Origin of the sequence: Polynucleobacter sp. AP-Ainpum-60-G11, assembly GCF_018688375.1 — a bacterium.
Classification (GTDB): domain Bacteria; phylum Pseudomonadota; class Gammaproteobacteria; order Burkholderiales; family Burkholderiaceae; genus Polynucleobacter.
Genome location: NZ_CP061318.1, coordinates 263,133 through 275,669, shown reverse-complemented (window position 1 = coordinate 275,669; position 12,537 = coordinate 263,133). Strand labels below are relative to the sequence as shown.

Genomic DNA, 12,537 nt, shown 5'->3' with positions numbered 1-12,537 from the left:
CTGAGCTTATGTATTCAATCTTACTGTCTGCTGGTTGGCCTATCTGGCCCCTTCTTCTCATCTCCATTATCGGTTTGGCTATTGTCATTGAGCGCGCTTGGTATTTGCGCCAAATTCACATATTCCCAAAAGATAGCCTGGAAACGGTATTTGGCCTAGCCAACGCCATTTCCCAGAAAAAAACAGTCTCAGAACCTGAAATTAGTGCTCTCAGCCAACTTTCCCCTGTAGGCAGCCTCTTTGCTTGCGTCCTTCATGAAAAAGCTTCTGGCAGCTCTGTAGACTCCGCCTTAGAAGAATTACAGGCCAGCGCTCAATCAACTTGGTTAAAGCTAGAGCGCTATCTTGGCGTCTTGGCAACCATTGCGACCATTGCACCCCTCTTGGGACTCTTTGGCACTGTTGTCGGCATGATTGAAATCTTTGGCAGTCAAGGTGTCGGCAGCCCTCAACAATTAGCGCATGGCATCTCTATTGCTCTGTACAACACAGCTTTTGGTTTACTAATTGCCATTCCTGCGTTGGCAGCATGGCGGGGTCTGCGTGCAATGGCCAATCAACGCCAACATGAGTGCGAAGAATTTACTCGTCAATTATTTAAAAAACTCTATCCACATTCTGCGGATACAAAATGAGTTGGTTAGAAAATAAGCTTCAGCATCGAGGTCAATTTTCATTAGGAATGCACAGATCTTCGGTAGAGCCTGAGATCAACCTCATTCCCTTTATTGATGTGCTGTTAGTAGTGCTGATCTTTCTGATGATCTCCACAACATTTACTCGCTACCAAGAGTTAGCTATCACCCTGCCAACTGCCAATGGCGCAGCAAGTCAGTCGGAGGTGAAGCAAATTCATATTGCAGTCAGTCGTGATGGGCGCTTTGCAATCAACGGCAAGGTGACTGACCGTAGCCAGCTGAGCAATAGCCTCAATGCACTTAACAAAGACAATGCCATCCAAGTCAATATTGATGCGGATGCTAAAGCCCCCCACCAGGCAGTCATGAGCGCTCTAGAGGCAGCGCGTGATACCAACCTAGCTAATATCGTATTTAGCAGTCAAACTACCAAGAAATAATCCAACACACTAGAAGTATTGAGCAAAACAAATCGCCTTTAATGTCATCGTCAAAAAAATCTTCTTTCTTTAATAAGGCTCCCCGGTTTTGGGAAAGGCGTGGGCCAACTAGCCTCATGCTTTGGCCTTTGTCTAAGATTTACGGCTGGATAAATCAAGGCTTAGATTTGTTAAATGATCTGAACCTGGGAAGACGTAAACCAGCTCCGGTCCCAATCATTATTGTTGGCAATATCCGCGTTGGTGGGACTGGTAAAACTCCCATCGTCATTGCCTTGGCTGAGCAACTCGCACGCATGGGTTGGAAGCCAGCAATTATTAGTAGAGGTTATGGCGCGTCTACATTAAGCGCACCCCGCCAAGTCAAAAGTGATTCCAGCCCTTCAGAAGTTGGCGATGAACCTGTCTTGATTGCCAAGCGCACAGATAATCAGTTTCCGATTTGGGTTCACCCCAAACGAACCCTCAGCATTCAGTCTCTGCTGAAACACGATCCCTCAGTGAACGTCATCATTAGTGATGATGGCTTGCAGCATCGAAGCCTGCTACGTTGGCCTGCCCGCGAAGGAGGTCGTGATATTGAATTCGTAGTGCGTGATCAACGCGGCGAAGGGAATGGCTTCTTACTGCCTGCTGGCCCCTTACGTGAACCTGCCTTACGGGAGCGAGATGCTACCTTAATCACTGCCACAAACCCTACAACCGCTAGTCATATTGATGAATACTTTTTAGGGCGACGCGCTTTCACACTAGCTAGTCAATTGGGCGTACCCTATCAACTGAATAATCCAAGCAATACACGATCTTTCTCATCCATTGCAGACACCTATCTACCAAATAAGATTACCGCTGTCGCTGCAATTGGTAATCCACAACGCTTTTTTGATGACTTGCTGAAGCAGGGGATTGCAGGTAAATGCATTGGTTTGTCAGATCACGCCAGCTACACACCAGAATTTTTCTATGCCATCCATGCTGAGTGCATCCTGATTACGGAAAAGGATGCCGTAAAATGCACCTCAATACAGGATGAACGCATTTGGGTAGTTCCGATGAGTTTAGAGATTTCAAATATATTGGCAGAATGGTTGCAATCGATTTTGCAAAGACCCGATCCCAATCAATACACTTTATAAGAAATAGCAAAGAGCAAATATGGATAAGAGATTATTAGAGATTTTGGTCTGCCCTTTATGCAAAAGCACTTTGCATTTGAATGCAGAAAAACATGAGCTCATCTGCAAAGCGGATCGCTTGGCTTACCCCATTCGAAATGATATTCCAGTCATGATTGTCGATGAAGCCCGCAGTCTTTCTGCTGATGAAATCAATTAAGTATTGATCAGGTGAAATCCAGTTCATGAGCGTGAAGCCTCCCGAATTTTTAGTGGTGATTCCAGCAAGACTAGGATCTACTCGACTTCCTCGTAAACCGCTAGCCGATATTGGCGGCAAGCCAATGGTGATTCGTGTAGCGGAGCGTGCGCAGCAATCAAACGCCCAAAGCGTTGTGGTTGCGACTGATTCGCCAGAAATTCAAGCGGCGTGTGATGAGCATCGGATCGAGTGTTTATTAACTAGCGCAGATCACCCTACTGGCACAGACCGTATTGCAGAAGTTGCCCAACTGTTAAAACTTCCAGCCGATACTTTGGTTGTCAATGTGCAAGGCGATGAACCTCTTATTCCGCCAGAGTTGATCAATCAAGTTGCCCAAACTTTGGCCGACAACGCCGCGTGCGCAATTTCAACGGTTGCCGTACCCATTACGGATGAAGCCGAAATCACGAACCCCAATGTTGTTAAGGTGGTCCTTAATCGCTCTGCCGAGGCGCTCTACTTCTCTAGAGCCACTATTCCGTTTGTGCGGGATCCAGACTCTGATTGGACTGTTACCCATTTACGCCATTTAGGCATCTATGCCTACCGGGCAGACTTTCTGCAGGCTTATACCCGTCTTGAGCCAGCGCCACCTGAGCAAGCGGAGGCTCTAGAACAGCTTCGCGCCCTCTGGAATGGCTACCGCATTGCAGTCCACACAGCCAGCGAAGCCCCACCAGCTGGGGTTGATACCGCCGAAGACCTCGAGCGGGTCCGCCGCATCTTAGCCAGCTAGCCCAGAATCTGGTTGCCAAGACGTTCTCGGGGATAATCCTAGGAATTGGTTACAAAGGATCCCGAAAAAATACGGGACAATGAGGGTCTTCTAAGGGGAAAACAATGCGGTTGATTCTGCTCGGTGCACCAGGTGCTGGCAAAGGAACACAAGCTCAGTTCATTTGCGAAAAATTTGCTATTCCACAAATCTCAACAGGCGATATGTTGCGCGCTGCTGTTAAGGCTGGATCTGAACTTGGCATTGCTGCTAAAAAAATTATGGATGCTGGTGGACTCGTTTCTGACGATATCATCATTGGCTTAGTAAAAGATCGCTTAACCCAACCTGACTGCAGTAAGGGTTATTTGTTTGATGGTTTCCCAAGAACGATTCCTCAAGCGCAAGCCATGAAAGATGCTGGCGTGCCAATCGATTACGTTCTCGAAATCGATGTACCGTTTGATGCCATCATTGATCGCATGAGCGGTCGTCGCGTTCACCCAGCTTCAGGTCGTACTTATCACGTTACTTTCAATCCGCCAAAAGTTGAAGGCAAAGATGATGTTACTGGTGAAGACTTAATTCAGCGTGATGACGACAAAGAAGAAACTGTTCGCAAGCGTTTGCAGGTATACGACGATCAGACCCGTCCGTTGGTTGAGTACTACTCTACTTGGGCAACTCAAAGTAATCCTGCCGACAAAGTGAAGGCGCCCGCCTATCGTAAAGTAAGCGGCACGGGTAGCGTTGATGACATTACTGCTTCAATCTTTGCGGAATTAAAGTAAACAAAAAATTCACAACTTGCGAATGTAAAAAAGGACTGCATTAGCAGTCCTTTTTTATTTCTTTGATCTGTTGAATTGGTTGAGAATTTAAGATTTTCTTATTTCAATTCTTTCAGCGCACTCTCAAACGATTCAATATCCGCAAAGCTTCGGTAAACAGAGGCAAAGCGAATGTAGGCAACTTTATCTAAGCGCTTGAGTTCGCGCATTACCAACTCACCAACGCGCTCACTTGGAATTTCTTTTTCACCTAGGCTGAGTAGCTTCTCTTCAATACGAGCAATAGATTCATCAACTGAATCAGAAGAGACTGGGCGCTTACGCAATGCCAGCTTAACTGAACTGACCAACTTCTCGTGACTGTATTCAACACGGCTACCATTCTTCTTGACGATCGCCGGCAAGACTAGCTCTACACGCTCGTAAGTCGTAAATCGCTTATCGCATTTCGCACAACGGCGGCGGCGGCGAATGGTATCGCCCTCGTCCGATACCCGAGTATCAAGAACCTGGGTATCGTCGTTATGGCAGAAAGGGCAGCGCAATGTAGTTCTTCTTTACGTTTTGGTTTAGTCGGTTATTGATATTAGCCGTAAACCGGGAAACGCTTGGTCAACTCTGCGACTTGCGCACGAACCTTAGCAATATTGTCAGCATCATTTGGGTTATCCAAAACGTCTGCAATGAAATTACCAACTTGACGTGCTTCTGCTTCTTTGAAACCGCGAGTAGTCATCGCCGGTGAACCCAAACGAATACCACTCGTCACCATTGGTTTTTCTGGATCGTTTGGAATGCCATTCTTGTTGCAAGTAATGTGCGCCTCACCCAATACACGCTCAGCTTCTTTACCGGTCATTTTCTTAGCACGCAAATCTACCAACATCACATGAGAATCCGTACCACCAGAAACAATACGTAACCCACGAGAAATTAATGTCTCAGCCAAAGCTTTGGCATTAGCAACCACTTGCTTTTGATAATCAATAAAGCCGGGCTCTTGCGCCTCTTTAAACGCTGCAGCCTTACCAGCAATCACGTGCATCAAAGGGCCACCTTGTAGACCAGGGAATACAGCGGAGTTAATTGCTTTCTCGTGCTCAGCCTTCATCAAGATGATGCCGCCACGAGGACCACGCAAACTCTTATGCGTTGTGGAAGTAACAATGTCAGCGTGTGGTACTGGGTTTGGATATACGCCAGCAGCAACTAGACCTGCGTAGTGCGCCATGTCCACCATGAAAATCGCGCCCACTTCTTTTGCTAATTTACCGATGCGCTCAAAATCAATCTTTTTGGAATACGCAGAGGCGCCAGCAATAATCAGTTTTGGTTTGTGCTCACGAGCCAAACGCTCCATCTGCTCGTAATCAATTTCTTCATTTTTATCTAAGCCATAAGCAATTGGGTTAAACCACTTACCGCTCATGTTCAATGCCATGCCGTGTGTCAGGTGACCGCCTTCAGCCAAGCTCATACCCATGAATGTGTCGCCTGGCTTCAAGAAAGCCAAGAACACTGCCTGGTTAGCAGAGGCGCCGCAATGGGGCTGAACGTTTGCTGCCTCAGCACCAAACAAAGCTTTCACGCGATCAATCGCCAATTGCTCAGCGACGTCCACAAACTCACAACCACCGTAGTAACGCTTACCTGGATAGCCTTCAGCGTACTTATTGGTCAACTGAGAGCCCTGCGCCTGCATCACTGCTGGTGAGGTGTAGTTCTCAGATGCAATCAACTCAATATGGTCTTCCTGACGCTTATTCTCATTCTGAATCGCTGCCCACAATTCTGGGTCGGTTTTGGCTAAGGTGTTTTGGCGGTCAAACATAGTAATAATCCTGAAGAAGTTGGCTTACTAAGTGAATTAACTTAGTAAAATCAACCTACATCATACAAAATCCACCATGACCACTACACAAGACCTCTCATTCCTCTCTCTAGTCCTTAATGCCAGCCTATTAGTACAGTTAGTAATGTTGTTATTACTGAGCATGTCTGTAGCCTCTTGGACCATCATTTTTAAGAAAACCGCCATTTTGCGGGGTGTAAGACAAGATACCGAGCGTTTTGAGCGGGATTTTTGGTCCGGCGGAGATCTCAATACCCTTTTTAATGCCGCCCAACGAAATACCCGCAGTGACGCTGTTTTAGAGCACATCTTTGAGGCGGGTATGCAGGAGTTCATGAAAGTGCGAGAGATTGACGCCGCTCGCCGCGCCATGAAAGCCACATACCAGCGCGAAATGGACATGCTGGAGGCCAATCTACCCTTCTTAGCCTCGGTAGGCTCAGTCTCCCCTTATATCGGCCTCTTTGGCACCGTTTGGGGGATCATGCACTCCTTCCGCGGCCTAGCTAATGTCCAGAACGCAACCTTGTCTGCAGTAGCCCCTGGTATTGCTGAAGCACTGATCGCAACAGCTATCGGTTTATTTGCTGCTATCCCTGCGGTAGTTGCCTATAACCGTGCTGCTACAGATGTAGATCGCTTGGCAATTCGTTTTGAAACCTTCATCGAAGAATTCACCAATATCTTGCAACGTCAAGCTTCAGGCAAATAAGCATGGCCGGCTCACTCAGAAAATCTTCCAAGCGTCGGGCAATGGCCGACATCAATGTAGTGCCCTACATTGATGTGATGTTGGTGCTTCTCGTCATCTTTATGGTGACTGCGCCAATGGTTAATCCTGGCGTCGTCAATTTACCAACTGTAGGTGGAGCAAAAGTGCAATCACTGCCGCCCGTCTTTTTAACGATCGATGCCAATGAGAATGTCATCGTGCGCAAAGATGGCGATCCGGTTCAAACTTTAAATAAGTTTGAGCTTGGCGCATTTGCGCGCTCGCAAGCAGAGAAGTCTGCTGATCAACCAGTAGTTCTTGCAGCAGACAAATCCATTAAATATGAAGTGGTAATGGAAGTCATGTCTAAGCTCAAAGAGAATGGTGTGAAACGTGTTGGACTTGCTGTAAAGAGCCAATAAGCCTCTTTGTATTGCATACATGAATAGCGCTCAAACTTTTCACTCGAATTTTTCTCGAGGACGCCCAACTAAAAACGAAAGCACTAAACGTGCTTTTAGTTTTTCACTGGCTGCGCACCTCGGTTTACTTGCATTCTTAGTCATCGGCATCAACTGGAATAACTCCACTCCCTCTGGTGTAGAAGTGGAGCTCTGGGATGCGAGTCAACAAGTTGAAACACCTGTTGCACCTGAAGTCAAAACAGAAATGAAGGAAGAGGCGGCAGATATCGCCATCAAGAAAAAGCCTGTTGAAAAAGAACCTCCTAAAAAAGAGATCCCAAAAGAAGTTCCCAAAGCTATACAGCCACCCCCTCCACCACCCAAGGAAAAAGTAAAAGAGTTACCGAAAAAGGAAGCTCCCAAGCCAGTACCTGCACCTCCGCCACCAAAGGAAAAGGAAGCGCCTAAAAAAGTAGAAGCTAAACCGCCTACTGAAACAAAAGCCAATGCTGCTGCTGAGAAAGTTCGTGCAGACCAGTTGGCACGCTTACGTGCGGCCGCTGGTGCTGAAGGCGGTAGTGGTGGTAACAGCGGTAGCGGTGTTGGCGGTGGCGGCAATGCACCTCCTGGCTGGACGGATAAAGTGGTTAGAAAAGTAAAACCACTCATCGTATTTAACCCAGAATCGATTAGCGGAAATCCTGCAGCAGTCGTTAAAGTTAATCTCGCGCCCGATGGTGCAATTTTAAGTACAGAGCTTGTCACCTCTAGCGGTAATGCCGGTTGGGATCGCGCAGTTCTGCTCGCACTGACTCGCGCAGAAAGTCTGCCGAAAGACGACAATGGAAAAATTCCTCAAAGAGAAGTTAAGCTGACCTTTAAACCCAAGGACTAGAGCATGTTGCAAGTAGCTAAAAAGTATTTTTCATTGATGGCATCAGTATTCATGGTGATGCTGTCCATGACTGGCATGAGCTCTTCAGCTCTAGCACAAATGAATATTCAAATCACTGGTGTGGGACAGTCCCTCTACCCTATTGCTGTGATGCGCTTTAAGGATGAGGGCAAGCTGCCGACGAGTGTGACTGACATCGTTCGTCAAGATTTGGCGCGCAGTGGTTATTTTAAAAATACTGAGAACGGCAATGCTAGCGAGAGTGATGAGGGCACACCAAATTACAAATCTTGGGCAGCTCGCGGTGCAGATGCTTTAGCTGTTGGCTCCGTAGTGCAGACTAGCGCGGGTCAGTTTGAGATTCGTTACAAACTTTTTGATATTCGTAAATCCGAAAGTCTTGGCGGCTTGAATATTAATTCCAGTGCAGATAATTTGCGTGCTGCAGCCCACAAAATTGCTGATGACATCATCCTCAAGCTATTAGGCGAGCGTGGTATCTTCTCAACTCGCCTCTCCTATGTCATTAAAGAAGGTAAGCGCTATCGTCTAGTGATCTCTGATGCGGATGGTCAAAATATTCGTAATGCCATGAATAGTGGTGAGCCAATCATCTCTCCATCATGGTCCCCTGATGGCAAAAAAGTAGCTTACGTTTCTTTTGAAGATCGCAAACCAGTTATTTATGTTCACGAACTAGCAACTGGTCGTCGCATCCCGCTTTCTAATCAAAAAGGGAACAATAGTGCTCCAGCTTGGTCACCAGACGGTAAGAAGCTAGCAATCTCCCTTTCAAAGGATGGCAATACCCAGATCTACAGCATCAATGCTGATGGGACCGGCTTGCACCGCCTTACTCGCGGCTACACCATTGATACTGAACCTCAATACTCAGCCGATGGTCGCACGATCTATTTCACGAGTGATCGTGGTGGCAATCCTCAGATTTACCGCATGAGCGCCGAAGGCGAACAGCTTGAAGGCGCAAAGCGTATTACTTACAAGCAAGGCTTTGTGACTTCACCGCGTATTTCTCCAGACGGTAAGTATCTGGCCTATATCGCCAATATTGGTGGGGCATTCCGCCTGTATATCCTCAATCTGGCAACGGGCGACTCCCAAGCGCTGACTGATGGCACCAGTGATGAGTCCCCATCATTTGCTGCAAATGGTCGTTATGTCTTGTATTCCACGAAAGTGGGTGGCAAACGGGTTTTAGCAGCCGTATCAGTAGATGGAAACTCTAAGCAGGTATTAAGTATTCCGGGTTCTGATGTTCGTCAGCCTTCCTGGGGTCCTTTTATGGACTAAGACCTCAGTCAAACCCAATCCAGATCTTTCCGGCTAAATAGCCAATATTGGGCTCTTAGGGGCATAATATTGGCTATTAGCTTATTTAGTTACTCAGTTTGTAGGAAAAAGGACAGATCATGAAGATTTCTATCGCACGCCGCGCCGCAACCCTCACCCTTGTTGGTGTGACAGCCTTATTTTTGGCAGCTTGTTCAAGCGTCAAATTGGATGATGTTGATGGCGCCAATGGTGGTAGCGGTAATTTTGGCTCACAACCATGGAATGATCCAAGCAGCCCACTTTTCCAACGCAGTGTTTACTTTGATTTGAATGAATACACCGTTCAGACCAAATACCAAAAACAATTGTCTGCGCACGCCAGCTTCTTAAAAGCCAATCCTAATCAGAAAATCATCATTCAAGGCAATACCGATGAGCGCGGTACTGCAGAGTACAACTTAGCCTTGGGTCAACGTCGTTCAGACGCAGTGCGTAAGTCACTCAATTTGATGGGTGTTTCTGAAAACCAAATGGAAGCGGTGAGCTTTGGCAAAGAGAAGCCAAAAGCTGAAGGTGATAGCGAAGCAGCTTGGGCAGAAAATCGCCGTGCTGACATTGTTTATACTACAAACTAATGTCTAGCCTTTCACACTCTTTTAAACAAACGCTCTCACGAGCGTTTTGTTTAAGTGCCGCCACCATTTTCCTGGGGTTATCCGGCAATGCTTGGGCACTCTTTGCAGATGACGACGCACGAAAAGCAATACTAGACTTACGCAAGTCCTTGGCAACCACGCAGCTTGAGTTACAAGGACAAATCGATAAACTTAAAACAGATAATGCCGAGCTACGAGGCAAGGTAGAGGAGCTTGAGAAACAAGGTCAAGATATTGGCACCAGTCAAAAAACCTATTATCAAGATCTTGATACCCGCTTAGGTAATTTTGAGCCACGCACCGCAACTATTGAAGGCGTGAGTGGCACAGTCCAACCTGGTGAGAAAAAAGCCTACGACGATGCATTGAAGACCTTTCAGGCAGGTAACCTTAAAAAAGCAGATAGCGACTTCTCTGTCTTTGCTAAAAAGTACTCCACTAGCCCTTATGCACCTCTGGCGCTCTTTTGGAGTGGTAACAGCAAATACGCTAACAAAGACTATGCTGGCGCGATTACCCAACTGCAGAGCCTGATTAAGCGCTACCCAAATCACCCACGTATTCCATCGGCTATGTTGACGCTTGGAAATGCGCAATTGGAAAGCGGCAATAAAGCGGCTGCCAAGAAAACCTTTAGCGAGATCATCAGCAAGTATCCAGATACTGAAGCAGCAAAAGACGCGCAGCAACTGATTGCTGCAACAAAGTAATTCAATAGTCTAGTAAAGAAACGTTTCGACATGTCATCGCTGTCCGCTGCCTTTCAGAACATCGCACCACGCAAACCAAATGCGCCTGCAGTGATTTTGTTCTCTGGCGGCTTAGATTCAAGCACAATTTTGGCCCTAGCAAAAGATCTTGGTTACGCACCTTATGTGTTGTCAGTTGGATACGGCCAACGCCACTCCTCTGAGCTGGCAGCAGCAAAACACATTGCTAAAAAAATGAGGGTTGTGCGTCACGAGGTTGTAAATTTAGATCTTACGCGCTTTGGTGGCTCAGCTCTGACTGACTCATCCATCGACATTCCGATTACCCCAGGTAAAGATTTAGAAATCCCCGTTACCTATGTTCCTGCTCGCAATACGATTTTGCTATCGCTTGCTTTAGGGTGGGCTGAGTCATTGGGCGGATTAGATATTTTTTATGGCGCTAATGCCGTTGACTACTCAGGCTATCCTGACTGCCGCCCTGAGTATGTCGCTTCATTTGAGACGATGGCGAGCCTCGCTACAAAAGCTGGTGTAGAAGCACTCAATAATGAGAATCGCTTTCGGGTACATGCGCCCATCATCAGCATGAGCAAAGCGGAAATCATTCGACTTGGGACTACTTTAGGTATCGACTACTCGCAAACTGTTTCTTGCTATCAGGCAAATGATTTAGGTGAGGCTTGTGGTGAGTGTGAATCTTGCCGCTTGAGACAAGCAGGCTTCAAGCAAGCCAATTTAAGCGACCCAACGCGCTACCGCAGAGCTTAAGCTAAATCTGGGTGATCCCCTATTTAGCTAGGGGTTTGACTTTTTGTAAAAAACACATAATAATGCACTAAATTATGGGTATTTTATTATGACAATCACGCAAACTATTCATGCCAAAACCACAGTCAGCATGACTGACCTTAGGCGTAATCCGAGCAAAATTTTAGAGATTGCTGGCGACCTACCTGTAGCTGTACTGAATCACAACAAACCAGAGGCCTATTTACTGTCGGCAAAAGCATATGAAGCACTTCTAGACTTAGTAGATGATCTCTCACTCATCAAAATTATTAAGGCACGCAATAGCGGAAAAACTGTGAAAGTAAAACTTGAAGACCTATAGTCTTGAGTTCAATGTACTTGCTTTAAAAGAGTGGCAAAAATTAGATAACTCAGTTCGTAGCCAGTTCAAAAAACAGCTAGAGAAACGAATTCAAAATCCTAGAATTGCTTCCGCCAAGTTACATGGTGACCTGGATAATTTCTATAAGATAAAACTTGCAGCACTTGGCTATAGATTAGTTTATGAAGTAATTGACCATAAACTTGTCGTTCTTATTATTGCAGTTGGCAAGAGAAATCAGTCAGCCGTTTACAAAGCAGCCAGCAAAAGAAAATAGTTACCTAGGTTGAGTTTCCAGCATCCGCGCAACATAACGCGCAATTAAATCTACCTCTAAATTCACCGCATCTCCCTGCTTTAACTTGCCTAGGGTCGTATTCTCAAGAGTGTGGGGAATGATGTTGATATCTACCAAGCAAGCATCTTTACTGTCTTGCGTTTTATTAACCGTCAATGAAACACCATTAACAACAATCGATCCCTTGTATGCCAAGAATGGCGCTAATGCCTTGGGGGCTTCGATTTGCAGAAGCCAAGAACCATAAGCATCGTCAGCGACAGTTGCAAAGTGCGCAACCTTGCCAACCCCATCCACATGACCACTCACCAAATGACCGCCCAAGCGATCATTGAGTCGCAAGGCTTTTTCTAAATTGACTGAGCCAACTTTATCTAAGCCAACCGTCTTGTTTAAAGACTCGCGTGAGATGTCCAAAGCAAAAGTATTTTCAGTAAATTCAGTGGCAGTCATGCATGCGCCCTGAATAGCAATGCTGTCTCCCAATTCAACATCATCAAGATATCCATCAGGCACCTCAACCACCAGATGAAGGCCATCACCTTTAGCTTGAGCACTTTTGATTTGGCCAACTGCAGTAATAATTCCAGTAAACATAGCGAGATCTTTAATAGGTATTTTTAATTTTCTTGAATCGTT

At 46.3% G+C, this 12,537-nt stretch carries 18 protein-coding genes; 15 read left to right on the top strand and 3 right to left on the bottom strand.

What is annotated here, in order from left to right; genetic code table 11:
• Nucleotides 1–8 precede the first annotated feature (8 nt).
• The 6 genes from FD971_RS01485 to adk all read left to right on the top strand — a co-directional run bounded on the left by FD971_RS01485 (nt 9) and on the right by adk (nt 3,964).
• Nucleotides 9–635: a MotA/TolQ/ExbB proton channel family protein gene (locus tag FD971_RS01485; RefSeq protein ID WP_215334345.1), complete on the top strand. Its 627-nt coding sequence runs from the start codon at nt 9–11 to the stop codon at nt 633–635.
• Nucleotides 632–1,078: a biopolymer transporter ExbD gene (locus FD971_RS01480; RefSeq protein ID WP_215334343.1), complete on the top strand. Its 447-nt coding sequence runs from the start codon at nt 632–634 to the stop codon at nt 1,076–1,078. Before FD971_RS01485 ends, FD971_RS01480 begins: the two co-directional genes overlap by 4 nt.
• A gap of 116 nt (nt 1,079–1,194) precedes the next feature.
• Nucleotides 1,195–2,214 (top strand): tetraacyldisaccharide 4'-kinase, encoded by a 1,020-nt coding sequence (gene lpxK / locus FD971_RS01475; RefSeq protein ID WP_251368653.1) that lies wholly within the window; start codon nt 1,195–1,197, stop codon nt 2,212–2,214.
• Between the two features lie 19 nt (nt 2,215–2,233).
• Complete coding sequence (locus FD971_RS01470; protein WP_215334340.1) at nt 2,234–2,413, top strand: Trm112 family protein; 180 nt, start codon at nt 2,234–2,236, stop codon at nt 2,411–2,413.
• 25 nt (nt 2,414–2,438) lie between these two features.
• Entirely contained in the window at nt 2,439–3,194 is a 756-nt protein-coding gene (gene kdsB / locus FD971_RS01465) for a 3-deoxy-manno-octulosonate cytidylyltransferase (RefSeq protein ID WP_215334339.1), read from the top strand.
• A gap of 104 nt (nt 3,195–3,298) precedes the next feature.
• Entirely contained in the window at nt 3,299–3,964 is a 666-nt protein-coding gene (gene adk / locus FD971_RS01460; protein WP_215334338.1) for an adenylate kinase, read from the top strand.
• 98 nt (nt 3,965–4,062) lie between these two features.
• Here adk and nrdR read toward each other — a convergent pair whose 3' ends face one another.
• A complete protein-coding gene (gene nrdR / locus FD971_RS01455) occupies nt 4,063–4,509 on the bottom strand; it encodes a transcriptional regulator NrdR (protein ID WP_046329561.1) in 447 nt (148 codons plus the stop codon).
• Nucleotides 4,510–4,550: 41 nt separating this feature from the next.
• Entirely contained in the window at nt 4,551–5,795 is a 1,245-nt protein-coding gene (glyA, locus tag FD971_RS01450; protein WP_215334337.1) for a serine hydroxymethyltransferase, read from the bottom strand.
• A 76-nt stretch (nt 5,796–5,871) separates the two neighbouring features.
• Here glyA and tolQ point away from each other — a divergent pair, with 76 nt between their 5' ends.
• The 9 genes from tolQ (at nt 5,872) to FD971_RS01405 (ending at nt 11,877) form a co-directional block, all read left to right on the top strand.
• Nucleotides 5,872–6,528: a protein TolQ gene (tolQ, locus tag FD971_RS01445; protein ID WP_215334336.1), complete on the top strand. Its 657-nt coding sequence runs from the start codon at nt 5,872–5,874 to the stop codon at nt 6,526–6,528.
• A gap of 2 nt (nt 6,529–6,530) precedes the next feature.
• Nucleotides 6,531–6,950, top strand: a complete 420-nt coding sequence (locus FD971_RS01440; protein WP_215334334.1) for an ExbD/TolR family protein — start codon at nt 6,531–6,533, stop codon at nt 6,948–6,950.
• A gap of 19 nt (nt 6,951–6,969) precedes the next feature.
• A complete protein-coding gene (locus FD971_RS01435; RefSeq protein ID WP_215334333.1) occupies nt 6,970–7,827 on the top strand; it encodes a cell envelope integrity protein TolA in 858 nt (285 codons plus the stop codon).
• A gap of 3 nt (nt 7,828–7,830) precedes the next feature.
• The gene (gene tolB, locus FD971_RS01430; RefSeq protein WP_251368652.1) at nt 7,831–9,138 is read left to right on the top strand and encodes a Tol-Pal system beta propeller repeat protein TolB; all 1,308 of its coding nucleotides are present in this window, start codon (nt 7,831–7,833) and stop codon (nt 9,136–9,138) included.
• Between the two features lie 119 nt (nt 9,139–9,257).
• Nucleotides 9,258–9,755 (top strand): peptidoglycan-associated lipoprotein Pal, encoded by a 498-nt coding sequence (gene pal / locus FD971_RS01425; protein WP_215334331.1) that lies wholly within the window; start codon nt 9,258–9,260, stop codon nt 9,753–9,755.
• Nucleotides 9,755–10,486: a tol-pal system protein YbgF gene (ybgF, locus tag FD971_RS01420; RefSeq protein WP_215334329.1), complete on the top strand. Its 732-nt coding sequence runs from the start codon at nt 9,755–9,757 to the stop codon at nt 10,484–10,486. Before pal ends, ybgF begins: the two co-directional genes overlap by 1 nt.
• Before the next feature lie 30 nt (nt 10,487–10,516).
• Nucleotides 10,517–11,257, top strand: coding sequence for a 7-cyano-7-deazaguanine synthase QueC (gene queC / locus FD971_RS01415; RefSeq protein ID WP_215334327.1), 741 nt, complete (start codon nt 10,517–10,519; stop codon nt 11,255–11,257).
• 88 nt (nt 11,258–11,345) lie between these two features.
• A complete protein-coding gene (locus FD971_RS01410; protein WP_215334326.1) occupies nt 11,346–11,600 on the top strand; it encodes a type II toxin-antitoxin system prevent-host-death family antitoxin in 255 nt (84 codons plus the stop codon).
• Complete coding sequence (locus FD971_RS01405) at nt 11,587–11,877, top strand: type II toxin-antitoxin system RelE/ParE family toxin (RefSeq protein WP_215334325.1); 291 nt, start codon at nt 11,587–11,589, stop codon at nt 11,875–11,877. Before FD971_RS01410 ends, FD971_RS01405 begins: the two co-directional genes overlap by 14 nt.
• Here FD971_RS01405 and FD971_RS01400 read toward each other — a convergent pair whose 3' ends face one another.
• A complete protein-coding gene (locus FD971_RS01400; protein WP_215334324.1) occupies nt 11,878–12,495 on the bottom strand; it encodes a riboflavin synthase in 618 nt (205 codons plus the stop codon).
• Nucleotides 12,496–12,537: the final 42 nt, after the last annotated feature.

Coding starts and splice junctions, on each gene's coding strand:
- FD971_RS01410 (WP_215334326.1), top strand. CDS start 11,346: ATGACAATCACGCAAACTATTCATGCCAAAACCACAGTCAGCATGACT.
- glyA (WP_215334337.1), bottom strand. CDS start 5,795: ATGTTTGACCGCCAAAACACCTTAGCCAAAACCGACCCAGAATTGTGG.
- FD971_RS01400 (WP_215334324.1), bottom strand. CDS start 12,495: ATGTTTACTGGAATTATTACTGCAGTTGGCCAAATCAAAAGTGCTCAA.
- lpxK (WP_251368653.1), top strand. CDS start 1,195: ATGCTTTGGCCTTTGTCTAAGATTTACGGCTGGATAAATCAAGGCTTA.
- adk (WP_215334338.1), top strand. CDS start 3,299: ATGCGGTTGATTCTGCTCGGTGCACCAGGTGCTGGCAAAGGAACACAA.
- FD971_RS01485 (WP_215334345.1), top strand. CDS start 9: ATGTATTCAATCTTACTGTCTGCTGGTTGGCCTATCTGGCCCCTTCTT.
- FD971_RS01480 (WP_215334343.1), top strand. CDS start 632: ATGAGTTGGTTAGAAAATAAGCTTCAGCATCGAGGTCAATTTTCATTA.
- tolQ (WP_215334336.1), top strand. CDS start 5,872: ATGACCACTACACAAGACCTCTCATTCCTCTCTCTAGTCCTTAATGCC.
- queC (WP_215334327.1), top strand. CDS start 10,517: ATGTCATCGCTGTCCGCTGCCTTTCAGAACATCGCACCACGCAAACCA.
- tolB (WP_251368652.1), top strand. CDS start 7,831: ATGTTGCAAGTAGCTAAAAAGTATTTTTCATTGATGGCATCAGTATTC.
- FD971_RS01435 (WP_215334333.1), top strand. CDS start 6,970: ATGAATAGCGCTCAAACTTTTCACTCGAATTTTTCTCGAGGACGCCCA.
- ybgF (WP_215334329.1), top strand. CDS start 9,755: ATGTCTAGCCTTTCACACTCTTTTAAACAAACGCTCTCACGAGCGTTT.
- pal (WP_215334331.1), top strand. CDS start 9,258: ATGAAGATTTCTATCGCACGCCGCGCCGCAACCCTCACCCTTGTTGGT.
- FD971_RS01440 (WP_215334334.1), top strand. CDS start 6,531: ATGGCCGGCTCACTCAGAAAATCTTCCAAGCGTCGGGCAATGGCCGAC.
- FD971_RS01470 (WP_215334340.1), top strand. CDS start 2,234: ATGGATAAGAGATTATTAGAGATTTTGGTCTGCCCTTTATGCAAAAGC.
- kdsB (WP_215334339.1), top strand. CDS start 2,439: ATGAGCGTGAAGCCTCCCGAATTTTTAGTGGTGATTCCAGCAAGACTA.